This is a genomic window from Burkholderia territorii (assembly GCF_001718335.1).
Classification (GTDB): domain Bacteria; phylum Pseudomonadota; class Gammaproteobacteria; order Burkholderiales; family Burkholderiaceae; genus Burkholderia; species Burkholderia territorii.
The window spans coordinates 793,507-817,580 of record NZ_CP013366.1 but is presented as its reverse complement, the minus strand read 5'-3'; the positions used below and the strand labels follow the sequence as shown (position 1 = coordinate 817,580).

The window sequence follows — 24,074 nt, the reverse complement described above, 5'->3', positions numbered from 1 at the left end:
GGCAGTTCGATGTCCGCGATTTTCTCGGACGGTAATGCGAGGCACTCCCGATGCGCTCGTTCTGCGCGATACATGTATCGACCGGAATACCGGTTCATCACGATAAAAATCGCGTAGAGTGGAATCGGTCGACGAAAACCGGACCTGTGCAAAAACATCCACTATCGCAGCATCTATTGGTGACCGATTTCCCCCATTAGCTCGCCCGGCCACCCATGACCGCGAACAATGCATTGATTCATATGGGAAATATTCGAATCACGCGGAGTTTCGTCTAATACACTTCCCGCTATTCCCGGCACCCGCACACAGCATCGATCCGCTAAATCGATACCCGCGATTTCGATTTCACGCAACCCGCCCGTTTTCTCAGGTTGACGGATATCGGTTCCGTATTGAACAATCGTCTGCAGAATCGAAAACGGATTTTTCGATACGGGCCAGAACCTGGTGTCACGCGACGGCTTTCCAGGTCGTACAACGAAAAATCACAACCAAAATCAATCAACCGGGCCAGAAATTCGCGAGCCATGAACCAGATTCAGACCATGCGTGTGTTCGTCTGCGTCGCCGAACAGCAGAGCTTCCGGCGCGCCGCGCACCATCTAGGCGTCTCCAACGCGCTCGTCACGCGCTCGATCGCGATGCTCGAGTCTCACCTGAACACGCGGTTGATTCACCGCACCACGCGCAACCTGTCGCTGACCGAGGCCGGCCTGCGCTACCTCGACGGCTGCCGGGCGCTGCTCGAGGAATTCGACCATCTCGAGGCGTCCGTCACGCACGCCGTGCGCGAGCCGGCCGGCACGCTGCGGGTCGTCGCGTCGGGGCTGCTGTCGCCGCTCGCGCTCACGCCGCTCGTCAACAGCTTCCGGCACCGCTACCCCGAACTGCGCGTGCAGCTCACCGTCGCCGAAGGGCCGCTCGACGTGCTCGATTCCGGCTACGACGTCGGCATCGCGACGGGCGACCGGCTCGACGGCAACCCGACGCTGATCGGCCACGCACTCGCGCCGAACCCGTTCGTCGCGTGCGCGGCGCCCGCGTATCTCGAACGGCGCGGCGAGCCGCGCGCCCCCGAGGACCTGCCGGGCCACGACTGGGTCACGCTCGCGCCGCACCAGCATGCGCCCACGTGGCGGCTGGTCGGCCACGACGGCGCCACGCATTCGATCACGGTGCGCCCGACCTGCACGGTCAACCAGTTGGCGCTCGTGCAGGCGGCAGCCGTCGCCGGCTCAGGCATCGCGGTGCTGCCCGAGCCGAGCATCGCCGATGCGCTGGCCACCGGCGCGCTCGTTCGGCTGTTGCCCACCTTCCGGATCGACGACCCGGACGCGCAGCTCTCCGTCGTCTACCCGAACCGCCAGTACGTGCCGGCCCGCACGCGCAGCTTCGTCGAGCACGTGCTCGAGCATTTCGGCGCGCAGACGGCCCGCGAGCGCGCCGGCTACGGTTTCCTGCGCACGCCCGATCGCGCCGACATCGTCACCGGCCGGCAAACGGGCCTGCAGTAAACTGCACGCGTCAGCCATCGGAGGTGCAGCGTGCGCGTGATCCTGTTCAGCAGCCGGCAGTACGACAACGAATCGTTTACCGCCGCCAACCGGCAATTCGGCTATCGGCTGCACTTCCAGCCGTCGCACCTCGACGCGGAAACCGCGATCCTCGCGCACGGCTACGAGTTCGTCTGTCCGTTCGTCAACGACACCGTCGACGCGGCCGTGCTCGAACGGCTCGCCGACGGCGGCACGCGACTGATCGCGCTGCGCTCGGCGGGTTTCAACCATGTCGACCTGGCAGCCGCCGAGCGGCTCGGCATCGCCGTCGTGCGCGTGCCCGCGTATTCACCGCATGCGGTTGCCGAACATGCGGTCGCGCTGATCCTCGCGCTCAACCGCCGGCTGCCGCGCGCGGTCGCACGCACGCGCGAAGGCGACTTCTCGCTGAACGGCCTGCTCGGCTTCGACCTGCACGGCAAGACCGTCGGCGTGATCGGCACCGGCCTGATCGGCAGCGTGTTCGCGAAGATCATGATGGGCTTCGGCATGCACGTGCTCGCGCACTCGATGCCACCGTACGACGACGAATTGATCGCGTTCGGCGCGCGCTACGTCGAACTCGACGAGCTGCTGCACCACGCGGACATCGTCAGCCTGCACTGCCCGCTGCTGCCGTCGACGCACCATCTGATCAACGCGCAGACGCTCGCGCGGATGAAGCACGGCGCGATGCTGATCAATACCGGCCGCGGCGGCCTCGTCGACGCGCAGGCGCTGGTCGACGCGCTCAAGAGCGGCCAGCTCGGCCATCTCGGGCTCGACGTGTACGAGGAGGAAAGCGGCCTGTTCTTCGAGGATCACTCCGACCTGCCGCTGCAGGACGACGTACTCGCGCGCCTGCTGACGTTCCCGAACGTCATCGTCACGTCGCACCAGGCGTTCTTCACGCGCGAGGCGCTCGCCGAGATCGCGCACACGACGTTGCGAAACATCGAGGCATGGCACGCCGGCACGCCGACCAACGTCGTCACGACGGGGCGCTGAGCGCGGGCGCCCGGCGCACGCAATCCGTCAACGGTTCATCATTTTGTTTCGACTGATGTAACGCCGCATGCCCGGCGTCTGCTATCGTTGCGCCGACTCCTCCTTGCTTGCGCCGCTCATGCGTTTCGACGACTCCGCCATCGCCGCGGTCTACCGCGCCATCTTCGAACGGCGCGACATGCGCCACTTCACGCCGGCGCCCGTCGATCCGGCCACGCTCGCGCGGCTGCTGCGCGCCGCGCACCACGCGCCGAGCGTCGGCTTCATGCAGCCATGGCGCTTCATCCGCATCACCGACCCCGCGCTGCGCACCGCGATCCATGCGCTGGTCGAGACCGAGCGTCGCGCCACCGCCGACGCACTCGGCGAGCGGCAGGACGAATTCATGCGGCTGAAGGTCGAAGGCGTGCGCGAATGTGGCGAGTTGCTCGTCGTCGCGCTGACCGACGATCGCGAGCGCCATGTATTCGGCCGCCGCACGCTGCCGGAGATGGACCTCGCGTCCGCCGCGTGCGCGATCCAGAACATGTGGCTTGCCGCGCGCGCGGAAGGGCTCGGGATGGGCTGGGTGTCGCTGTTCGACGTCGACGCGCTGCGCACGCTGCTCGGCATGCCGGCCGGCGCGAAGCCGATCGCCGTGCTGTGCGTCGGGCACGTCGATGCGTTCTATGCGAAGCCGATGCTCGAGCAGGAGCGCTGGGCCGCGCGGATGCCGATCGAGGCCTGCCTGTTCGAAAACGGCTGGGACGCGCCGGCGACGCAGGCCGCCGATTGCACGATGGCACACGCCGGCATGACGGCCGAATCGTCATCGCCGTCATCGCCATCGCCCGCCGTCGCCGAACCGGATGACCACTCCGGCTCGACGGCAGGCGGCGCCCCGCCGCAGCGCTGACCGAATCGCCGGTCGGCCGGGCTCCCCGAAGGCAAGACGCGCGCAATGGCCGCGCCCCCGGCTTCGTTGCGCCCCGAATTTGCGGCCGAACCCGCACGCAATCCCACACTGTGGTGCACGCGGCCGTGACCGCGTCGCACGCCGGCAACACCTGTTTTGGCCCCAAGCATAGGGGTTTTCACTGAAGTAGAATCGTGGCTGACCTCTCCCGCCCTGCCCGTCCCGCGCATCCCGCGCCGGCTCCCGGGCCGCGACCTTTTCCGCAGCCCACCGCGATGCCATTACCTCTTTTCGCCCTTGCCGTCGCCGCATTTGGAATCGGTACCACCGAGTTCGTGATCATGGGGCTGCTGCCCAACGTCGCCCGCGACCTCGGCGTGTCGATTCCGGCGGCCGGCATGCTCGTGTCGGGCTACGCGCTCGGCGTGACGATCGGCGCGCCGATCCTCGCGGTCGTCACCGCGAAGATGCCGCGCAAGCGCGCGCTGATGGGCCTGATCGGGCTGTTCATCGCGGGCAACCTGTTCTGCGCGATCGCGCCCGGCTACGCGGTGCTGATGGCCGCGCGCGTGGTCACCGCGTTCTGTCATGGCGCGTTCTTCGGCATCGGCTCGGTGGTCGCGAGCAACCTCGTCGCGCCGAACCGGCGTGCGCAGGCGATTGCGCTGATGTTTACCGGCCTCACGCTCGCGAACGTGCTCGGCGTGCCGCTCGGCACCGCGCTCGGCCAGGCATATGGCTGGCGCGCGACGTTCTGGGCCGTCACCGGCATCGGCGTTGCCGCGGCCGCCGCGCTCGCGGTGTGCCTGCCGAAGAACCTCGCGATGCCCGAGGCCAGCATCACGCGCGAATTCGGCGTGCTCAAGCACCCGCAGGTGTTGATGGTGCTCGGCATCAGCGTGCTTGCGTCCGCGAGCCTGTTCAGCGTGTTCACGTACATCACGCCGATCCTCGAGGACGTGACGGGCTTCTCGCCGCGCCAGGTCACCTACGTGCTGCTGCTGTTCGGTCTCGGCCTGACGGTCGGCGGCACGCTCGGCGGCAAGCTCGCCGACTGGCGCCGCATGCCGTCGCTGATCGCGACGCTCGCGCTGATCGGCATCGTCCTCGCGCTGTTCGCGGGCACGATGCACGTGCCGTTCGCCGCGCTCGCGACGATCTTCGTGTGGGGCATCCTCGCGTTCGCGATCGTGCCGCCGCTGCAGATCCTGATCGTCGATCGCGCGAGCGACGCACCGAACCTCGCGTCGACGCTGAACCAGGGCGCGTTCAACCTCGGCAACGCGACGGGCGCATGGCTCGGCGGCATGGCGATCGGCTCCGGCGTGTCGCTCGTGAACCTGCCGTGGGTCGGCGCGGCGATGGCGCTCGCCGCGCTCGCGCTCACGCTGTGGTCGGCGTCGCTCGAACGCCGTCCGGTGAGCGGGCCGGCCGGATACGTATGACGCGCGCCGGTGCGGCGGCCCGCCGCGGCCCGCCGCATTCGTTGCGCACGCAACGCCATGCGAACCTGATGGCCTTCATGGACCTTTCAGGGTTCGCGGTGTAGCATCGCGGCCGATGAAAGCCATTCTCAATCGCGATTTCCTCGCACTGATCCTCAGCGTGGCGGTCGTCGGTCTCGGCACCGGCGCCACGATGCCGCTTACCGCGCTCGCGCTGACCGAAGCCGGGCACGGCACCAACGTCGTCGGCATGCTGACGGCCGCGCAGGCGCTGGGCGGCCTCGCGATCGTCCCGTTCGTCACCGCGCTCGCGCGGCGCATCGGCGCACGCCGCGCGATCGTCGTGTCGGTCGTGCTGCTCGCGGCGGCCACGGCACTCATGCAGTTCACGTCGAACCTGATCGTCTGGGGCGTGCTGCGCGTGCTGTGCGGTGCGGCGCTGATGCTGCTGTTCACGATCGGCGAGGCGTGGGTCAACCAGCTCGCCGACGATTCGACGCGCGGCCGCGTGGTCGCGATCTACGCGACCAATTTCACGCTGTTCCAGATGGCGGGGCCCGTGCTGGTCAGCCAGATCGCCGGCGCGACGAGCATCCGCTTCGCGCTGTGCGGCGCGCTGTTCCTGCTCGCGCTGCCGACGCTCGCGACGATCCGGCGCGCGCCGCTCGCCGGCGACGACGCGCATCACGCGGCGCACGACAGCTGGCTTGCCGTGCTGCCGCGCATGCCCGCGCTGATCATCGGCACAGGCTTCTTCGCGCTGTTCGATACGCTCGCGCTGTCGTTGCTGCCGCTCTATGCGATGGATCACGGCGTCGCGAGCGCGACCGCCGTGCTGCTCGCGTCGATCATGCTGTTCGGCGACACCGCGATGCAGTTCCCGATCGGCTGGCTCGCCGACAAGCTCGGCCGCGAACGCGTGCACCTCGGCGCCGGCTGGATCGTGCTCGCGGGCCTGCCACTGTTGCCGCTCGTGATCGCGAACCCGTGGCTGTGCTGGCCGTTGCTGTTCGTGCTGGGCGCGGCGGCCGGCAGCATCTACACGCTGTCGCTCGTCGCGTGCGGCGAACGCTTCCGCGGCGCGGCGCTCGTCACCGCGAGCTCGCTCGTGTCGGCATCGTGGAGCGCCGCGAGCTTCGGCGGCCCACTGGTTGCGGGCGCATTGATGGAGCAACTGGGCAGCCACGCGCTAATCGGCGTGCTGGTCGTGTGCGTCGCCGCGTTCGTCGCGGCCGCGCTGTGGGAGCGGCGCGCCGCGTTGCAGCGCGCGGTCTGACGCTGGCACTGTCGCTGGCGCAAGCGCCGACGCTCGTGCGCAGCGCCGCACACCGGCACAGGCGCATCGCCATCCTTCGCCACAACGAAAACGGCCCGCGCGATGCGGGCCGCCTTCTCCTTGCTACTACGCGTCGCGAGTCGCGGTGCAGTCCGTCACGCGCCGTGCGCCGGCAGGATCTTGCCGGCACACGCGCCGAAGCCGACGCGATAGCCGTCGCCCTGGCACCAGCCCGCGAGCGTCAGTTCGTCGCCGTCCTCAATGAACGCGCGGCTGCCGCCGCCGTTCAGCGCGAGCGGTTCCTTGCCGTTCCACGTGAGTTCGAGCAGGCTGCCGAACGAGTCCTTCGTCGGCCCGCTGATCGTGCCCGAACCCATCAGATCGCCGACGCGCGTGTTGCAGCCCGCGACCGTGTGATGCGCGAGCTGCTGCGCCATCGTCCAGTACATGTAACGGAAGTTGGTGCGGCAGATCGACGTCGCCTCGGCGGCGCCTTCGGGGCGCAGCGTTACTTCCAGCGCGATGTCGAACGCGTGCTTGCCGGCGTGCCGCAGATATTCGAGCGGCTGCGGCGACTGCTCGGGCTGCGCGACGCGAAACGGTTCGAGCGCATCGAGCGTGACGATCCATGGCGAGATCGTCGTCGCGAAGGTTTTCGCATTGAACGGGCCGAGCGGCACGTATTCCCACTGCTGGATGTCGCGCGCGCTCCAGTCGTTCAGCAGCACCATCCCGAAGATGTGCGCTTCGGCATCCTCGCATGCGATCGGCTCGCCGAGCGCGTTGCCCTTGCCGACGATGAACCCGGTCTCCAGCTCGATGTCGAGCTTGCGGCATGCGCCGAACACCGGGCGCTCCTGGTCGGGCAGCTTCAGTTGCCCGTTGGGGCGCCGCACCGGCGTGCCGCTCACGACCACCGACGACGCGCGGCCGTTGTAGCCGATCGGCATCTCGGACCAGTTCGGCAGCAACGCATTCTTCGGATCGCGAAACATCGAGCCGACGTTGGTCGCATGCTCTTTCGACGAATAGAAATCGGTGTAGCCGGGAATGTCGACCGGCAGGTGCAGCGTCGCATCGCGCTGCGCGACGAGCACTTGCGCGCGCAGCGCGGCGTCATCGCGCAGTCGCGCGTCGTCGCGCGAGAACAGCTGCGACAGCTGCACGCGCACGCTGCGCCACGCGTCGCGACCGAGCGCGATGAACGGATTGAGCGTCGGCGCGGCAAACACGTCGGCGCTGGCCGGCAGCGTCACGAGGCCCGCACGCGCGAGCGCGGCGAGGTCGACAATGCGGTCGCCGAGCGCGACGCCCGCGCGGCGCGCCGGTTGATTCGGATCGCTGAAGATCCCGAACGGCAGGTTCTGGATCGGGAAATCGCAGGCGGGATCGTTCGCCGTGTCGACCCAGCTCTTGCGGGCGGGGTCGAGCGTCGCGCGCCAGTCTTGGGTGTCGCTCATCTTTGCTCCGGATTGAAGTGTTTCTTGATGCCTTGCCAGCATTCGAAGTAGTCGGCCTGCAGCTGCGCGGTGTCGAGCGCGAAGCGCGTCGGACGGATCAACGTGCGGGTTTCGAACATGAACGCCATCGTCGCGTCGACCTTGTGCGGCTTCGTCGTGTCGCTCGCCGACGCCTTCTCGAACGTGTCCGCATCCGGCCCGTGGCCCGACATGCAGTTGTGCAGGCTCGCGCCGCCCGGCACGAACCCTTCGGCCTTGGCGTCGTACGCGCCGTGCACGAGGCCCATGAACTCGCTCGCGACGTTGCGGTGGAACCACGGCGGGCGGAACGTATCCTCGGCCGCGAGCCAACGCGGCGGAAAAATCACGAAGTCGATCGTGTCGACACCGGGCGTGTCGCTCGGCGACTGCAGCACGAGGAAGATCGACGGATCGGGATGGTCGTAGCTGATCGAGCCGATCGTGTTGAACAGGCGCAGGTCGTATTTGTACGGCGCGTAGTTGCCGTGCCACGCGACGACGTCGAACGGCGAATGTCCGATATCCGCGCGCCACAGGCGCCCGTTCAGCTTCGCGATCAGCTCGAACGCGCCTTCGCGATCCTCGTACGCGGCCTGCGGCGTGAGGAAATCGCGCGGGTTCGCGAGCCCGTTCGAACCGATCGGCCCAAGGTCGGGCAGTCGCAGCAGCGCGCCGAAGTTCTCGCAGATATAGCCGCGCGCGTCGCCGTCCGGCAGCGCGACGGAAAAACGCACGCCGCGCGGGATCACCGCGATCTCGAACGGCTCGACATCGAGCCGGCCGAATTCGGTCGCGATGAAGAGCCGGCCCTGTTGCGGCACGATCAGCAGTTCGCCGTCGGCGCTGTAGAAGAAGCGGTCCTGCATCGAGCGGTTCGCCGCGTACAGGTGGATCGCGCAGCCGTTCATCGCAGCCGCCGAGCCGTTGCCGGCCATCGTCACGAGCCCTTCGACGAAATCGGTCGGCTCCACCGGCATCGGCAGCGGATCCCAGCGCAGCTGGTTCGGCGGCGTCGGCGGCACGTCGGCCGAGTCGCCGAATTCCGACACGAGCCGTTGCGGGCTCGCGAACGGTTCGAACGGCCGGTGCACGGCCGCCGGCCGGATCCGGTACAGCCACGAGCGGCGATTGTGGCTGCGCGGCGCGGTAAACGCGGTGCCCGACAGTTGCTCCGCATACAGCCCGTACGGCGCGCGCTGCGGCGAGTTGCGCCCGTGCGGCAGCGCGCCGGGCAGTGCCTCCGTCGCGAATTCGTTCGCGAAACCGCTCAGGTAGCCGGCTCGCGCCGGTGTCGACAGGTCAAGCGTCATCGTTTCCTTTCTCCATCAATTCATGGCGGCGTTCGGCGCCTGCGCACCGCTGCGCCGCGCGACGGCGGCCAGTCCCAGCACGAACAGCGCCGAGCACAGCACGGGCACCGCGGCCGCGTGGAACAACGCGCCGTTGGTCCAGTTGAGCGCAATCAGTTGTCCACCGACGAGCGGCCCGAGCACCGAGCCGATCCGGCCGATGCCGAGGCTCCAGCCGATGCCGGTCGAGCGCAGCGACGTCGGGTAATACTGGCCCGCGAGCGCATTCACGGCCGGCTGCCCGCCGACCACGCAGAATCCGCCCGCGAACACGACGATCAGCAGCCACGGCAGCGCATGCGCGACCGAGCCGATCAGCCCGACCGAGACGGCCGCGCACGCGAAGCACGCGAACAGCACGCGCACGAAGCCGTAGCGTTCGATGAACCAGCCGAGCGACAGCGTGCCGATCACGCCGCCCGTCTGCAGCACCGTGCCGACGATCACGGCCGTGCCCGGCGAATAGCCCGCGTCGCGCATCACCGTCGGCAGCCAGTTCGACAGGAAGTACAGGTCGATCAGGTTCATGAAGCTGATGGCCCACAGCAGCAGCGTGACCGGCAAGCGGCCTTCGCGGAACAGCTCGGCGACCGGCGCGCCGCTCGTCGCACGCTCGCGCACGACGATGCGCGTGTTCGCATCGATACCGGCCTGCGGCGCGAAGCGCGCGAGCCACGCGCGCGCGTGCGCGTCGCGCCCCTTCAGCACCAGGAACTGCAGCGACTCGGGCAGCCGCGCGAGCATCGCGACGGTCAGCACGAGCGGCACCGCGCCGCCGACGAAGAACACCGAGCGCCAGCCGAGCGCCGGAATCAACGCCGCACTGATGAAGCCGCCGATCGCGGCGCCGAGCGTGAAGCCGCACGACACGATCATCATCCGCTTCACGCGATGCGCGGCCGGGCTGAATTCGCCGACCAGCGCCATCGCGTTCGGCATGATGCAGCCGAGGCCGAGGCCCGTGACGAAGCGCAGCGCCATCAGCACCGGGATCGAACCCGCGAACGGCGTCGCGAGCATCGTCGCCGCGAAGAACAGCGTCGAGCCGATCAGCACCGGGCGCCGCCCGATCCGGTCGGCCAGCACCGACAGCCCGAGCGCGCCGAGCAGCATCCCGAACAGGCTCGCGCTGAACACCGGCCCGAGCGCCTGCTTCGGCACGCCCCATTCGGCGATCACGCTGGGCGCGACATAGCCCATCGCCTGCGCATCGAAGCCGTCGATCACGAGACACAGCCCGCACAACGCGAGCAGCATCCAGTGAAAACCCGGGCGGTGGGTCTCGTCGATCACGCGCTCGACCTCGAGCACGCGCGTGTCGGCCGGCGCCGCGCTCATTGCGCCACCTCGGCCGTCGGATGCACGGGCGGCGTCACGCCCTGGCGCGCGAGCGCCATCGCTTCGCGCAGCACGTCGGCATCGCCGATATGGTTCGCGAGCAGCAGGATCAGCTTCGCGTTGACGAGCTGGCTGTCGGCGTCGGACAAATCGCGATGCATGTCGATCAGCGCTTCGTAGAACGCATCCGGATCGGCCAGGCGCGGGCGGGTGTCGAGTCGGGGCATGACGGGTGTCTCCGTTATCGTTGTCGTGTTCAATGCGGTGTTGCGCGCGCGCACGTCGCGCGCGCCAGCGCGTCGGCGATCGCGTGGCGCTCGAGCGAGCGCATCCGCGCGCAGACGTGCTGGTCGGGGCGCAGCAGGTAGAACGTGCCCGGCTTCGCGTCGTAGCGTTGCGCGGCGAGGCCGTCGACGTCCTCCACGACGTCGACCCCGGCCACCGGTTGCGCATGCCCGGCCGGCACGACCAGCACCGGCCGCACCGGCAGCGCCAGGCCGTCGAGCGCCTGCGCGAGCGCGGCGGCGTCGCCCGGCAGCCCGAACAGCACGCCCGTGAAACCGTCGCCCAGGTGCCGCAGCAGCCAGCCCGGCACGCCCTGCGCGCGCACCGGCGCATCGGCCGCCGCCGCGCCCGGGCGCATCGCGCACGCGAACGCGTCGCCAGCGCGGTCCGGCGTATTCAGCGGCGAATCGGCGAGTACGGCCGGCACCGACAGACGGCCGCTGTTCACGAGCTTGCGCGCGAATTCGCAGTCGCGTGCAAGCTTCAGCGTCGCGTCGCGGAACACGCGCGACACCGCGCTCTTCGGCGTGATGAAATCGGTCGAGCGCGTCGAGTTGCGGATGTTCTCGTCGGCCGCGAATTCGCGTTCGCTCGCATACGTGTCGAGCAGGCGGTCGTCCGCGCGGCCGTCGAGCACGAGCTTCAGCTTCCACGCGAGGTTGTCCGCGTCCTGCACGCCGCTGTTCGCGCCGCGCGCGCCGAACGGCGACACGCCGTGCGCGGAATCGCCCGCGAACAGCACGCGGCCGTGCCGGAACGTATCCATCCGCTGGCAGCGGAACGTATAGACGCTCACCCATTCGAGCTCGAACTCGACGTCCGGCCCGAGCAGCGCGCGCACGCGCGGAATGACCCGCTCCGGCTGCTTCTCCGCGACCGGATCGGCGTCCCAGCCGAGCTGGAAGTCGATGCGCCACACGTTGTCGGGTTGACGATGCAGCAGCACCGACTGGTTGCGGTGGAACGGCGGATCGAACCAGAACCAGCGCTCGGTCGGGAATTCCGCCTTCATCTTCACGTCGGCGATCAGGAAACGGTCCTTGAACGTGCGGCCGCGGCTCTCGAGGCCCATGGCCGCGCGTATCGGGCTGCGCGAGCCGTCGGCCGCGATCACGTATTGCGCGCGCAGCGTCTCGATGCCTTCCGGCGTCTCGACCGTGAGCGTCGCGTGTTCGGCCGCTTGCGCGACACCGGTTACCTTGTGCTTCCAGCGGATGTCGATGTTCGGCAGCGCGAACGCACGCTCGGCCAGATAGCCTTCGACGTAGTACTGCTGCAGGTTGATGAATGCCGGACGCGCGTGGCCTTCCTCCGGCAGCAGGTCGAACGCATACAGCTGCTCGTCCTGCAGGAACACCTTGCCGACGTGCCAGCTCACGCCCTTGTCGACGAAGCGCTCGCCGCAGCCGAGCCGGTCGAAAATCTCGAGCGTGCGCTTCGCGAAGCAGATCGCGCGCGAGCCCGTCGACAGCGTGTCGTCGTCGTCGAGCAGCACGACCGGCACGCCCTGCTGCGCGAGGTCGATCGCGGCCGACAGGCCCACCGGGCCCGCGCCGACGACGATCACCGGGTGGATCGCCGCGTCGCCGCCGCCGGCCCGCGTCGCGCGCGGCTTGTAGTCGAACTTCAGCGTCTGGTAATCGATGCTCATGGTCGCCATCCGCTCCTCAGCCCCGCCGTGCGCTCGCCGACGCGCACGGCTTCGTCCCGCTCGTGCCCGTTGCCCGCCGCTGCCGCGGCCCGCCCTGCCTCGCCCACCTGCTGTCAACCGCCACGTCTCGCTCCTTGCTTCCTGTTGATCCGATTCGGGACACGGCGCCGCTCCGGGCGCCGAACGCCGCTTTTCTTGATCGGCGACAAATCCTTGGATTTACGAATAGTAAAACCAATTACGAATAGTGAAATCAACGTAAACCCTAGCCATCGACGCGAGGACGGGATAACGATATGAGCGAAACGCCAAGCCGAGCCGGGCGCGCGCTGCTAATATCAAGACATGAGGCGGCCCTTTCGGCCGCCATTTTTCCTTCCTACGCCGATGATTCCGCCCAACATTCCCGAGCTGGTCGTCCGTGCCGGGCAATTGCCGTATCTGCGCGAACACCTTGCGCTTGCCGAGGGCGGCACCGCGTGCGCAACGCTGCCGGAGCGCACGCTCGCGAGCGCCTATGAGCCGATCTACGACGTGACGATGCCCGGCGCGCCGCAGTCGACGTCGTTCGCCGACGCGATCGAGCGTTACGGCGACGAACTCGGCTTCCAGGCGGTCACGCTGGTCACGGGTTCGGCGCACGATCCGGTCGACTCGGCCGTCGACGACCAGACGCTCGTCGCGATCGACCGGCTGTCGCGCGCGCTGCACGCGATCAACTTCTTCGGCGCGCAACGCCACGGGCTGCTGTTCCTGCGCGTGCACGAACGGTTGCTCAAGAGCGTGAAGTACGACCACGGCAAGCATTTCTCGTCGGTTCTGCAGCGTTTCGGGCTGCCGGCCGAGCGGATCGTGATCGAGCTGCCGGCGGCCGCCGTCGCGCACAAGACCTTCCTCGGTTACCTGACGCGCAGCTACCAGCATCACGGCTTCAAGGTTGCGGACAAGCTGCCCGACCCGGGCCGGATCCTCGCGGTCGAATCGGAGATGGCGCGGCCCGACTACATCAAGATGGATGCGGGCATCGCGCTGCGTGACGGGATGGTGAAGGCGCTGGTCGCGTATGCGCAGCGCGTGCGGATTCCGCTGATTTTCGATGGCGTCGTCGACGAGACGCAGTGCGAGCTGCTGCGCCAGCACGACGTGCGGTTCATGCAGGGGCCGGTGTTCGCGAAGGTCGTCCCGGCGTGAACGGGTAATCGTCGGCCCGCGCTGGGTGCGAAGCGTCCGATGGCGCAGTCCGCGGGCGGTGATTGCGTCGGGAATCGGGGGTGGCGTGCATCGTTGCGCGATGCCGGCCGGTTCCGGTTCCGGTTCCGCTTCCGCTTCTGCTTCTGCTTCTGCTCATCCGTGGAAGGTCCAACACGCTTGCGCAACGTGTCGACGCCGGCAGCATCGACAACCGCCGCCTATGCCCTTCCACCGTCGTCGAATTTCGGCAGATCGTCGTCGATCTCGATGCCCGGGAAGCGATCCCCGTACCAGACGTGCCACGCGGGACGCAGCAGCGCCGGTTCGTCGAGCGTCGCATAGTTGATTTCCACGGTCTTCGGCGCATCGGCCAGACGATACTCCAGCTGCGCACCGCAGCGGCCGCAAAAGCGCCGCTCGCCCCAGGCGCTCGACGCATAGACCGTCGGCTCGCCCCGCAGGTATTCGAATGCGTCGAGCGGGACCGATGCCGACGCAACGACCGCCGCACCCGTCGTGCGCTGACAGAGCCGGCAATGGCAAAAGCCTGCATCGGCCGGAATGCCGGCGATCCGGTAGCGGATCGCCCCGCATGCACAACCGCCTTCCATGGTTTCCAGGTGGGACATCCCGAGCCTCGTCGTCGTCGCGCAATCCGTAGACGATGATGAGCGCGGTTCGCGCGCGGCGCAACCGGCGGCGGCGCCCATCCGACGGGCGGCCGGCGCGGCGCGACGCGGCGCGCCGCTCGCGATGCCCGGTTCAGACTGTCTGCCCGAGTCGCTGCGCGAGCGCCTTCAGCTTCGGCCCGATCTGCGTGCGGAACACGTCCTCGTCCATCGACGACGCGGGCCCGCTGCAGCTCAGGATCAGCCAGCGCCCCTCGCGCGGCTCGCGAAACGGCACGGCCGCCGCGTTCACGTCCATGTGCCACGCGCGGAACGAATAGCAGCATCCGCCCGCGGAGAACTCGGCCACCGCCTGTTGCGCGGCCGCGACGAGCGCATCCGCGTCGGCCGCGCCGCCGGCCGCCCGGTGCAGATCCGCATAGAGCGCGCGGCGCACGTCCTCCGGCTGCGCGGCCAGGTACGCACGGCCCATCGAACTCGTCAGCATCGACAGCCGCGAGCCGGGCGCAAGCCCGAGCGTCAGCGCGGTTTCGCTGCGGATCGTTTCCAGATAGATCATGTCGAGCCCGTCGCGGCAGCCGAGCGACACGGCCGCGCCGATTTCGCGCGCGAGCGCCTGCATGTGCGGGCGGGCGAGATCGAGCGTCCCCGAGCCGGACAGCAGCGCGTAGCCGAGCGACAGCACGCCGGCGTCGAGCGCATACTTTCCGAGCGTCTCGTCATAACGCAGGTAACCGAGCACGGTCAGCGTATAGGCAAGCCGGTTCACCGTCGCCTTGGGCAGGCCGGTGCGCTCGGCGAAGTCGCGATTGCCGAGCATCGTCTCGCCGGGCCGGAATGCGCGCAGCAGGTCGAGGCCGCGCGCGAGCGCAACGACGAACTTGCGTTCGTCGATCGTGGTTTCGTCGATGGTTGAAAGCGCCATGTGATGCTACACTGGGTTCGTTTTGCAAAACATTGTTCCGCACAGCGGAACTCTAGTCAAGCGAACTTTTGACATCGGGCGAGGCAGCGAATCGCCACACCCCGGGACCGACCATAAACGATGGGATCAGGGCAAGCGCTGAAAGCGCCAACTCTGGCCGACGGCGAAGCATGGGGCCAGAGCAAGCGCTGAAGTGCCAAACTCTGGCCGACCGCGAAGCATGGGGCCAGAGTAAGCGCTAAAGCGCTAACTCTGGCCGACAGGAGATGACACGATGACTGCTGCAACTTTTCATTGGGATGATCCGCTGTTGCTCGACCAGCAACTGACCGAGGAAGAACGCATGGTGCGCGATGCCGCGCACGCATACGCGCGCGACAAGCTCGCGCCGCGCGTCACGGAGGCGTTCCGCCATGAACGCACCGACGCCGAGATCTTCCGCGAGATGGGCGAGATCGGCCTGCTCGGCCCGACGATTCCGGAAGAATACGGTGGCCCCGGTCTCAATTACGTGAGTTACGGGCTGATCGCGCGCGAAGTCGAGCGCGTCGACTCCGGCTACCGCTCGATGATGTCCGTGCAGTCGTCGCTCGTGATGGTGCCGATCCATGAATTCGGCTCCGACGCACAGAAGCAGAAATACCTGCCGAAGCTCGCGAGCGGCGAATGGATCGGCTGCTTCGGGCTGACCGAGCCGAACCACGGCTCCGACCCGGGCAGCATGGTCACGCGCGCGAAGAAGGTGCCCGGCGGTTACTCGCTGTCCGGCGCGAAGATGTGGATCACCAACTCGCCGATCGCCGATGTCTTCGTCGTGTGGGCGAAACTGGAAGAAAACGGCAAGGACGCGATCCGCGGCTTCATTCTCGAAAAAGGCTGGAAGGGCCTGTCGGCGCCCGCGATTCACGGCAAGGTCGGGCTGCGCGCGTCGATCACCGGCGAGATCGTCCTCGATGAAGTGTTCGTGCCCGAAGAGAACCTGATGCCGAACGTGAGCGGCCTGCGCGGCCCGTTCACGTGCCTGAACTCGGCGCGCTACGGGATCGCCTGGGGCGCGCTCGGCGCGGCCGAATCGTGCTGGCACACCGCGCGCCAGTACGTGCTCGATCGCAAGCAGTTCGGCCGGCCGCTCGCCGCGAACCAGCTGATCCAGAAGAAGCTCGCCGACATGCAGACCGAGATCACGCTCGGCCTGCAGGGCGTGCTGCGTCTCGGCCGGATGAAGGACGAAGGCACGGCGGCCGTCGAGATCACGTCGATCATGAAGCGCAACTCGTGCGGCAAGGCGCTCGACATCGCGCGGCTCGCGCGCGACATGCTCGGCGGCAACGGCATCTCGGACGAATTCGGCGTCGCGCGCCATCTCGTGAACCTCGAAGTGGTGAACACGTACGAAGGCACGCACGACATCCACGCACTGATCCTCGGCCGCGCGCAGACGGGCATCCAGGCTTTCTTCTGATCATTCCGGCGCGATACGCGGCATCCGTCTCGTCATAGGGGCGCCGCCGAAAACGACACGGCCCGCCCGGCATCGCTGCCCGGCGGGCCGTTTTCATCGGCACGCGTTCGTCACGCGCCGCCGATGCGACAGACGCTGCTTACTTGTTCGGCTGCGGCGTGAGGCGCAGGTACGGACGCACCGCGTTGAAGCCCTTCGGGAAGCGCTTCTTCAGCTCTTCCGGATCCTGCAGCGACGGCACGATCACGACGTCGTCGCCGTCCTTCCAGTTGCCGGGCGTCGCGACCTTGTAGTTGTCCGTCAGCTGCAGCGAGTCGATCACGCGCAGCACTTCGTCGAAGTTACGGCCGGTGCTCGCCGGATAGGTGATGATGAGCCGCACCTTCTTGTTCGGATCGATCACGAACAGCGAGCGCACCGTCAGCGTTTCGTTCGCGTTCGGATGGATCATGTCGTACAGCTGCGACACCTTGCGGTCCGCGTCGGCGATGATCGGGAAGCCGACGACGGTCGACTGCGTTTCGTTGATGTCGTTGATCCAGCCCTTGTGCGATTCGACGCCGTCGACCGACAGCGCGATCACCTTCACGTTGCGCTTCTCGAATTCGCCCTTCAGCTTCGCGGTCAGCCCGAGTTCGGTCGTGCATACCGGCGTGTAGTCGGCCGGGTGCGAGAACAGGACGCCCCAGCTGTCGCCCAGCCACTCGTGAAACTTGATCGGGCCCAGGCTCGATTCCTGCTCGAAATCCGGTGCGATGTCACCAAGACGCAGACTCATGATGTTCCCTCCTCGAACGATGCTGGTTGAAACCGCGCGCCGGACGGCGCGGGACAGTCCATCAGCTTACGGGAAGCAATGGGCCGTGCGAACGATTATTCCGTTTGATATTCATACTTTTTTGTCATTTTTACCCGGTATCCGGGCAGTCCGGACGTCCGCAACGGAAACTTTTCGCAGCATTTGCGGCTCTGTCAATGCTGACGAGTCATTTACCATGTGGTCTTGCACCGCCGCCGCGTGTCTTCCCGGCTCGCCAGCAGGCAGGGGTTTCGCTACGATGTGAACCTGCAGCATGACAGCATGAAGGGAGTTGCAATGTCGGAAATCAACAAGGAGAAACTGATGTCGGATATCAAAACCGTTCTCGCGGACGCCGAGGATCTGCTCAAGCAGGCAGCGAGCAGCACGGGCGACCGTGCGGCCGAGCTGCGCGAGAAAGCCATGTCGCGCCTGAAGCAGGCCAAGGAAAAGGCAACCGACGTCCAGGTCGTGGTGGTCGAGAAAGGCAAGAAGGCCGCGCGCGCGACCGACGACTACGTGCATGAGCATCCGTGGACGTCGATCGGCGTCGCCGCGGGCGTCGGTGTGCTGATCGGCCTGCTGATCAACCGCAAGTAACGCGCGCAGCGCCGTTGCTCCTCATGCGCCGCCCCGTGCGGCGCGTGAGTGCCGAGGCTAGCCGGCGGTTCGCCGCCGGCTGGCATTGCCCTAGCCGCTCATTGCGCGCACAAGCGCCTCATCCATGACGACAGACACCCACCCGCAGCCGTCCGGCCAAGGACCGCTGCGCCGCCTCGTCGGCTCCGCGATCGGCCTGCTGCAAACGCGCCTCGAACTGGTCGGCATCGAGCTCGCCGAGGAGAAGGAACGCCTGATGGGCGTGCTGTTCCTCGGGCTCGCGGCCATGATGCTCGCGACGATGGCGCTCATCAGCCTGACCGTGCTCGTCGCGATTGCATTCTGGGATACCTATCGCTGGCAGTCGCTCGCCGCCATCACCGCGCTGTACGCAATCGCGGCCATCGCCTGTGCGTGGAAGGCGCGTTCGGGCCTGCGCGACGCGCCGACCGTGTTCGAGGCGACGCTCGCCGAGCTCGAGAAAGACCGCGAAATTTTCCGCGGCAAGCCGTGAACGCAACCGCGTTCCCCTCTCTCACCTACTTCGCCGACGCGCCATGAGCCAGAACGTCACGGGCCATTCCGCCCGCCCCCATTCGTCGCGATCGAACTGGAGCGCATCGCAGCATCGCGCGCTCCGCAAGGAATTGCTGATCCTGCGATCCGAGGTCGAGCGGCTCGAGCTTGCCGAAGCCGCAGCCGAAGTGCGCCACGCCGTCACGCGCTTCAGTTGGCTCAAGGTGTTCGTCCCCGGCCTGTCCGGCACCAGGTTCAGCCAGTCCGCCAAGAACCTGAATGCGAGCCTCGGCCACCTCGTCAACCAGTACCCGATGTTGAGTTCGCTCGCGTCGCTCGTGCTGGCGAAACCCGTTCGCTCGCTGCTGCGCGCGAGCGCGGGCCCGGCGTTGAAGTGGGGCACCGTCGGCTTCGCAGCGTGGGAGGTCTACCGGATCTGGAAACAGTCGCGCGACGAGCGCGAAACCGCCGCGAACGGCGACTGACGAGCTACGACCAGCGCGCACGGCCTCGCGCCGATGTGCGTTTTCCGTGTGTGATCGTGTGATCAACGCACGCCCCAGCATGTCCGCTGCAGCGAATCGGCTTCTGCAGCTTTCGATCCCGCGTTGCCTTTGGTGCCATCAGCACGCAGCGTGAACGCGCCGCATGCGTCGTCGCGCATCGGGCCTGCATCGAGCGGGCGGGCAACGAGTTCGTAGGCCACCGGCGCACCGTTGCCGTCTGCTAGCCGCAGGGCCACGTCGTAGACCGCCTGCCCGTCCGGGGGCGCGTGCGAATATGCGTGTGGCAGCGTGCGTGGCGGCGCGCCATCAAGCGTTTCGAGATACTGCGCCGCGCGATAGAGTGCGGCGACCGCGGATGCGCGATGCGTGCGCGCGACATGCTCGCGATACGACGGGATACCCCACCCGGCCAGCACGGCAACGATCGCAAGCACGACCATCAGTTCGAGCAACGTGAACGCTGCCGACCGGCGCATCGATGCAGGCCGTTTCATCGAGGAACCGCCGCGACGCGACGCCAGCGTTGCGCGACGATGCGGCCGTCTCGCAGCGCGGTCTGGCTCTGCAGCCAGACCGCGCTTGACGCATGGCCACCGACTCCACGCGCGGTGATGAGATAAGCGCGACTCCCTCGAGGACCGACACCTCGCCAGGCTTCGATCAGGCAACGCGGCGGCTCGCTCGCCATCGGCCATGAGGCGAATGGTGCGAATGCTTCGGCGACATTCAGCGCGGGCGCACGCCGCCATGCGTCCGGTTCGACGGTTGACGCGGATTCGTCGATGTACGGCGCGCCGCCTCGGAGCAATCGCGCCGTGCAGGCTGCCAGTGCTGCATCGGCTGCGTGAAATGCGATCAGCCGATCCGACAATGCACGCGTGCGGCGCGATTCCGTCAGTGCGGATTCGAACCATGTGCCGGTCAGCGCGGCGACTGCCGCGCCGACCGCGATCACGGCAGGCAGTGCCAGGCCGGCGTCGCGACGCCAGCCGCGGCCCGTGGACGGAACGCCTATACGGGAACGCGTTCCGCTCAGCATGGGTGCATCACCGCGTGTCGCAGGTCGCGGGACAGCGCGGCACGCCGCGTTGAGGTGCGTTGTGCTGCCTTGCGTTGCGTTGCCTGCCGCGATTCGCGTCGCAAGCTCGTCTACGAATCGGCTTGCGCAGATCATTGCAACACCCCAGGATCCAGCACCGCGTCAACGCCGGGATCGGTGAATGCGGCCGCGTCATTGCGCAGCGCGACGATTCGATGCAGCACCAGATGCGCGCGGCCGTCCGACGAAACGGCCGAGCGGCCGTCGCAATCGACATGACGCGCCGGCTCGTGGATCGGTTCGCCACGCGCACGGACGCACACATGCAAGGCAACGACATTGCGCCAGTCGCCACTGCCCATCGCTCCCGCGTCGACGAACCGCGCGGTTTCGCGACGCAGGTAGCGCACGCGCAGTTGGTCGATGCCGGACACGACGGGTTGCGGCGTGCCCGGGCGCCCGCTTCCCTCGCAGTACAACTCGGGCTCGCCCGTCGACGGACTGACGTGCGCGTCGAAGCGGTTTTCCACGAGCGCCCGCTCACCGGCAGCACCGACACCCTGCCCGAGACAATCCGACAGCTGCGCCCCAATAGTCGGCCACGTCGACACCGCATCGCCGACATACCGAACGAGCAATGCGTCCGATGCTGCGCGCGTGGCTTCGCAGTGCACCTGTGCTCCATTACCTCGCACACGCCCCGCGGAACAGCCGAACACCGGCGGCAACGACGCCGGCCCTGCCACATCGAGCGGGCGAAATCCGGCCATCTGGATCTGCTGGCCGATCAGCATCAGTGCGGTCGCGGCCGCGTCGCGCATCCGGAACCCGTCTTCCGCTCGCCGCTGCGCGACGCGCTGGGCGTGGTACAGCGCACCGGCAGCGGCTAGCACGAGCAGACCGACCGTCATCGCGATCAGCACTTCGAGCAGCGTATGCGCGTGACTGCGGCGATCAGCGTTCATCGGCATCGGCCCCGGCCTCCCGAAACGGCATCCGCACGCACGACGGCGGCCCGACCGCCGAGCGTGCACTTTCGCAGCGCGCCGATGGCGGCGCATCGGCATGAGCGCGGAGCCCACGCCAGCCGACCGTCACGTAGCGGATTCCCGCCGGCCCATTGTCGAGCGCGCTCGTGCCGCCGGGCAATGATGCGGACGCGAGCGCCGCGATGCCATCGTCAGCGCCTGCCATTGCGCGCCGGCTCTCAATGCGAGCATCGGCCAGCCACAGCGCGCGTTCACGCCAGATCGTCGCCCGCTGCGCGCGCGTCATCGCAAGCTGGCTGCCGGTCACGGCCAGCATCACCGCCGCGAGCAGCGCGACGGCGAGCACCGCTTCGAGCAGCGACGTGCCGTGCATCGACTTGCGTGCGCGCGTCATGCCGCTTCGCAACGACCGGTGACGACGCGCGCGCGGCCGCCCGCCGCGATCCGGATGCAGCGCGACACGCGTGCGTCGTCACCGGACAGCATGCGCTGAGGACGCAGCTCGAAACGCCTGATCCCGCCAAGCACCTGGCCCGCCGGCGGAGCAAATGCCAGATCGTGCGCCGCCCCCGCGACCGCAATGTCTGCATCGCGCGGATAGCGCCGCAGCACCCGCGATCGTCCGTCGAAATGCCCGCTGACGAGCCAGCCGCACGACCATCCCGCGAGGTCACACCGCTCGCCGGAATGCATGCAGTCGCCGTCGCGCCCGGCCCTGCACAGCGTCACGCGCACGCCGAGACGTGTCGCCTCGGTGCGCGCGAACGACAGCGCGCCGAGCAACGCGCGCGCGCGTGCATCCACACGTTCGCGCATGTGCCACTGATCGAATGCGGGCACTGCGTATAGTCCGATCGCGGCCGCCAGCGCGATCGCGATCATCAGCTCGACGAGCGTAAAGCCGCCGCTGCATTGCATGCATCGTTCAACGCACGATCGGTGCCGTCCCATCGCCATCGCCCTCCGTCAACGTGATGAGACGACTGTATCGACGCAAGCGACTACGCGCCATTGGCCGAACGGCCGACTGGCGACATGCGATCGCGGCCGACACAATCGGCGCGAACTGAACCCACGGAGAAGACGATGAACGGACGCAGCGCGTCAGCGCTTACGCGGAGGCTTGGAGGGGGACGCGCGACGGAACTCTTCGATCACGTCGGCAAATTCGGAAACATCCTCGAACCGGCGATAAACCGATGCGAAACGGACATAGGCAATCGTATCGAGGCCGCGCAACTCGTTCATCACGAGTTCGCCGAGCTTCTCGCTACGCACTTCACGCTCGCCGGTCGCGAGCAATTGATATTCGATGCGGGCAACCGCCGCGTCGATCGCGTCAGCCGCAACCGGCCGCTTGCGCAGCGCGAGTTGCATGCTGGCGACGATCTTGCGACGGTCGAACTCCGTGCGGCTGCCGTCCTTCTTCACGACGGCCGGCAGGTTCAGCTCGACCCGCTCGTACGTCGTGAAGCGCTTGTCGCAAGCCGAGCAGCGACGGCGCCGACGAATCGCGGCGCCATCTTCGGACACGCGCGAGTCGACGACCTGCGTGTCCTCGTGCCGGCAGAACGGGCAGCGCATGCCGGATCAGCGATAAACCGGGAAGCGCTTCGTCAGCTCGGCCACTTGCGCGCGCACGCGCTCGATCGTCGCCGCATCTTCCGGGTTCTCGAGCACATCGGCGATCAGGTTGCCGACCTGCTCCGCTTCCGCCGGGCCGAAGCCGCGCGTCGTCATCGCCGGCGAGCCCAGGCGGATCCCGCTCGTCACGAACGGCTTTTCCGGATCGTTCGGGATCGCGTTCTTGTTCACCGTGATGTGTGCCGCGCCCAGCGCCGCTTCCGCTGCCTTGCCCGTGATGTGCTTCGCGCGCAGGTCCACCAGCATCACGTGGCTTTCCGTACGCCCCGACACGATCCGCAGCCCGCGCTTGACCAGCGTCTCGGCCAGCACCCGCGCGTTCTCGACCACCTTTGCCTGGTAAGCCTTGAATTCCGGCGACAGCGCTTCCTTGAACGCCACCGCCTTCGCCGCGATCACGTGCATCAGCGGCCCGCCCTGGATGCCCGGGAAGATCGCCGAGTTGATCTGCTTCTCGTACTCCGCCTTCATCAGGATCACGCCGCCGCGCGGCCCGCGCAGGCTCTTGTGCGTCGTCGTCGTCACGAAGTCCGCGTGCGGCACCGGGTTCGGATACACGCCCGCCGCGATCAGGCCCGCGTAGTGCGCCATGTCGACCATCAGGTACGCACCGACCGACTTCGCGATCTTCGCCAGACGCTCGAAGTCGATCTTCAGCGCGAATGCCGACGCGCCCGCCACGATCAGCTTCGGCTTGTGTTCGTTCGCCAGTTTCTCGGCCGCGTCGTAGTCGATGTCTTCGTTTTCGTTCAGGCCGTAGCTCACGACGTTGAACCACTTGCCCGACATGTTCACCGGGGAGCCGTGCGTCAGGTGCCCGCCGTGCGCGAGGCTCATGCCCATGATCGTGTCGCCCGGCTTGAGCATCGCGAAGAACACGCCCTGGTTCGCCTGCGAACCCGAGTTCGGCTGCACGTTCGCGGCTTCCGCGCCGAACAGCTGCTTCACGCGGTCGATCGCCAGTTGCTCCACCACGTCGACGTACTCGCAGCCGCCGTAGTAACGCTTGCCCGGATACCCTTCCGCGTACTTGTTCGTGAGCTGCGAGCCCTGTGCGGCCATCACGGCCGGGCTCGTGTAGTTTTCCGACGCGATCAGCTCGATGTGCTCTTCCTGGCGGCGGTTTTCCTGCTCGATCGCTGCAAAGATTTCGGGATCGACGTTCGCGATGGTGCTTTGGGCTCTGTCAAACATACGGTTTCCGTTAAGTGTGTACAGGTTGACCGGAGTGGCCGAGTACATTGCGCTGCTGGCGGAACCAGCCCGACGTGGCGGAAGAATCCGTATGACGCGAGGCAGGACAGCCACCGGCGATGCACGCGACGGCGCACAACGGCTGCCCAGGCGAACGGCAAAAACGGCGCCCCGCGCTTCACGGTGGGATGCTCCACCTTGAACCCGAAGGGTTCTATCGCCAGTCACGCAGGGGTGATGAGCGCGTTAGTTTATTGGATGCGTCATGAATAGGCAACCGCGCGGCAGCAGCCCCGAAACAATAAGGGTCGGAC

The 24,074-nt window shown here is 67.5% G+C and carries 25 protein-coding genes and 1 riboswitch; of the genes, 10 read left to right on the top strand and 15 right to left on the bottom strand.

What is annotated here, in order from left to right; all coding sequences use genetic code 11:
* The first annotated feature begins 530 nt into the window (after window positions 1–530).
* The 5 genes from WS51_RS14420 to WS51_RS14400 all read left to right on the top strand — a co-directional run bounded on the left by WS51_RS14420 (window position 531) and on the right by WS51_RS14400 (window position 6,162).
* A complete protein-coding gene (locus WS51_RS14420; RefSeq protein ID WP_059800259.1) occupies window positions 531–1,517 on the top strand; it encodes a LysR family transcriptional regulator in 987 nt (328 codons plus the stop codon).
* A 30-nt stretch (window positions 1,518–1,547) separates the two neighbouring features.
* Complete coding sequence (locus tag WS51_RS14415) at window positions 1,548–2,546, top strand: 2-hydroxyacid dehydrogenase (RefSeq protein WP_069229359.1); 999 nt, start codon at window positions 1,548–1,550, stop codon at window positions 2,544–2,546.
* Between the two features lie 118 nt (window positions 2,547–2,664).
* Window positions 2,665–3,441: a 5,6-dimethylbenzimidazole synthase gene (gene bluB, locus WS51_RS14410; protein WP_059790098.1), complete on the top strand. Its 777-nt coding sequence runs from the start codon at window positions 2,665–2,667 to the stop codon at window positions 3,439–3,441.
* A 275-nt stretch (window positions 3,442–3,716) separates the two neighbouring features.
* On the top strand, window positions 3,717–4,886 hold the full coding sequence (locus WS51_RS14405; protein ID WP_069229358.1) for an MFS transporter: 1,170 nt from the start codon (window positions 3,717–3,719) through the stop codon (window positions 4,884–4,886).
* Window positions 4,887–5,001: 115 nt separating this feature from the next.
* Window positions 5,002–6,162 carry an MFS transporter gene (locus WS51_RS14400; protein ID WP_059543571.1) on the top strand — a complete coding sequence of 387 codons (1,161 nt, stop codon included), beginning with the start codon at window positions 5,002–5,004 and terminating at the stop codon, window positions 6,160–6,162.
* Window positions 6,163–6,317: 155 nt separating this feature from the next.
* Here WS51_RS14400 and fahA read toward each other — a convergent pair whose 3' ends face one another.
* The 5 genes from fahA to WS51_RS14375 are packed head-to-tail and all read right to left on the bottom strand — an operon-like array spanning window position 6,318 to window position 12,275.
* Entirely contained in the window at window positions 6,318–7,622 is a 1,305-nt protein-coding gene (fahA, locus tag WS51_RS14395) for a fumarylacetoacetase (protein WP_069229357.1), read from the bottom strand.
* Complete coding sequence (gene hmgA / locus WS51_RS14390) at window positions 7,619–8,953, bottom strand: homogentisate 1,2-dioxygenase (RefSeq protein ID WP_059807589.1); 1,335 nt, start codon at window positions 8,951–8,953, stop codon at window positions 7,619–7,621. The genes fahA and hmgA overlap by 4 nt, the downstream gene beginning before the upstream one ends.
* A 15-nt stretch (window positions 8,954–8,968) precedes the next feature.
* Window positions 8,969–10,330, bottom strand: coding sequence for an MFS transporter (locus WS51_RS14385; RefSeq protein WP_069229356.1), 1,362 nt, complete (start codon window positions 10,328–10,330; stop codon window positions 8,969–8,971).
* The gene (locus WS51_RS14380; RefSeq protein WP_059450903.1) at window positions 10,327–10,557 is read right to left on the bottom strand and encodes a DUF2783 domain-containing protein; all 231 of its coding nucleotides are present in this window, start codon (window positions 10,555–10,557) and stop codon (window positions 10,327–10,329) included. The genes WS51_RS14385 and WS51_RS14380 overlap by 4 nt, the downstream gene beginning before the upstream one ends.
* 29 nt (window positions 10,558–10,586) lie before the next feature.
* The gene (locus WS51_RS14375) at window positions 10,587–12,275 is read right to left on the bottom strand and encodes an FAD-dependent oxidoreductase (RefSeq protein WP_059847765.1); all 1,689 of its coding nucleotides are present in this window, start codon (window positions 12,273–12,275) and stop codon (window positions 10,587–10,589) included.
* A gap of 378 nt (window positions 12,276–12,653) precedes the next feature.
* On the opposite strand from WS51_RS14375, the gene WS51_RS14370 reads away from it, so the two are divergent.
* A complete protein-coding gene (locus WS51_RS14370; RefSeq protein ID WP_059450905.1) occupies window positions 12,654–13,457 on the top strand; it encodes an EAL domain-containing protein in 804 nt (267 codons plus the stop codon).
* A 218-nt stretch (window positions 13,458–13,675) separates the two neighbouring features.
* Here the strand turns inward: WS51_RS14370 and WS51_RS14365 are convergent, their stop codons facing one another.
* The gene (locus tag WS51_RS14365; RefSeq protein WP_059450906.1) at window positions 13,676–14,086 is read right to left on the bottom strand and encodes a GFA family protein; all 411 of its coding nucleotides are present in this window, start codon (window positions 14,084–14,086) and stop codon (window positions 13,676–13,678) included.
* A 133-nt stretch (window positions 14,087–14,219) separates the two neighbouring features.
* Window positions 14,220–15,011, bottom strand: a complete 792-nt coding sequence (locus WS51_RS14360) for an IclR family transcriptional regulator (protein ID WP_059543566.1) — start codon at window positions 15,009–15,011, stop codon at window positions 14,220–14,222.
* A 274-nt stretch (window positions 15,012–15,285) separates the two neighbouring features.
* Between WS51_RS14360 and WS51_RS14355 the strand changes: the two genes are divergently transcribed.
* Window positions 15,286–16,473: an acyl-CoA dehydrogenase gene (locus WS51_RS14355; RefSeq protein WP_059450908.1), complete on the top strand. Its 1,188-nt coding sequence runs from the start codon at window positions 15,286–15,288 to the stop codon at window positions 16,471–16,473.
* Window positions 16,474–16,612: 139 nt separating this feature from the next.
* On the opposite strand, the gene WS51_RS14350 is transcribed toward WS51_RS14355, so the two are convergent.
* Window positions 16,613–17,251, bottom strand: a complete 639-nt coding sequence (locus WS51_RS14350) for a peroxiredoxin (RefSeq protein ID WP_059450909.1) — start codon at window positions 17,249–17,251, stop codon at window positions 16,613–16,615.
* Between the two features lie 318 nt (window positions 17,252–17,569).
* On the opposite strand from WS51_RS14350, the gene WS51_RS14345 reads away from it, so the two are divergent.
* From WS51_RS14345 to WS51_RS14335, 3 genes are all read left to right on the top strand, one after another.
* Window positions 17,570–17,872, top strand: a complete 303-nt coding sequence (locus tag WS51_RS14345) for an ElaB/YgaM/YqjD family protein (protein ID WP_006754606.1) — start codon at window positions 17,570–17,572, stop codon at window positions 17,870–17,872.
* A gap of 124 nt (window positions 17,873–17,996) precedes the next feature.
* Window positions 17,997–18,386, top strand: a complete 390-nt coding sequence (locus tag WS51_RS14340; RefSeq protein ID WP_059450910.1) for a phage holin family protein — start codon at window positions 17,997–17,999, stop codon at window positions 18,384–18,386.
* Between the two features lie 43 nt (window positions 18,387–18,429).
* Window positions 18,430–18,873, top strand: a complete 444-nt coding sequence (locus WS51_RS14335) for a DUF3318 domain-containing protein (protein WP_059450911.1) — start codon at window positions 18,430–18,432, stop codon at window positions 18,871–18,873.
* 62 nt (window positions 18,874–18,935) lie between these two features.
* On the opposite strand, the gene WS51_RS14330 is transcribed toward WS51_RS14335, so the two are convergent.
* The 7 genes from WS51_RS14330 to glyA form a co-directional block, all read right to left on the bottom strand.
* Window positions 18,936–19,388 carry a type IV pilin protein gene (locus WS51_RS14330; RefSeq protein WP_059507009.1) on the bottom strand — a complete coding sequence of 151 codons (453 nt, stop codon included), beginning with the start codon at window positions 19,386–19,388 and terminating at the stop codon, window positions 18,936–18,938.
* On the bottom strand, window positions 19,385–19,846 hold the full coding sequence (locus WS51_RS14325) for a pilus assembly protein (RefSeq protein ID WP_059507163.1): 462 nt from the start codon (window positions 19,844–19,846) through the stop codon (window positions 19,385–19,387). The genes WS51_RS14330 and WS51_RS14325 overlap by 4 nt, the downstream gene beginning before the upstream one ends.
* Before the next feature lie 218 nt (window positions 19,847–20,064).
* Window positions 20,065–20,904 (bottom strand): PilW family protein, encoded by an 840-nt coding sequence (locus tag WS51_RS14320; RefSeq protein WP_081333566.1) that lies wholly within the window; start codon window positions 20,902–20,904, stop codon window positions 20,065–20,067.
* Window positions 20,888–21,316, bottom strand: a complete 429-nt coding sequence (locus WS51_RS14315) for a hypothetical protein (RefSeq protein WP_059868906.1) — start codon at window positions 21,314–21,316, stop codon at window positions 20,888–20,890. Before WS51_RS14315 ends, WS51_RS14320 begins: the two co-directional genes overlap by 17 nt.
* On the bottom strand, window positions 21,313–21,873 hold the full coding sequence (locus tag WS51_RS14310; protein WP_060022728.1) for a GspH/FimT family pseudopilin: 561 nt from the start codon (window positions 21,871–21,873) through the stop codon (window positions 21,313–21,315). The genes WS51_RS14315 and WS51_RS14310 overlap by 4 nt, the downstream gene beginning before the upstream one ends.
* A gap of 153 nt (window positions 21,874–22,026) precedes the next feature.
* A complete protein-coding gene (nrdR, locus tag WS51_RS14305) occupies window positions 22,027–22,506 on the bottom strand; it encodes a transcriptional regulator NrdR (protein ID WP_006760615.1) in 480 nt (159 codons plus the stop codon).
* 6 nt (window positions 22,507–22,512) lie between these two features.
* Complete coding sequence (gene glyA / locus WS51_RS14300; RefSeq protein ID WP_069229355.1) at window positions 22,513–23,760, bottom strand: serine hydroxymethyltransferase; 1,248 nt, start codon at window positions 23,758–23,760, stop codon at window positions 22,513–22,515.
* A gap of 137 nt (window positions 23,761–23,897) precedes the next feature.
* A riboswitch (ZMP/ZTP riboswitch) is annotated at window positions 23,898–23,998 on the bottom strand.
* Window positions 23,999–24,074: the final 76 nt, after the last annotated feature.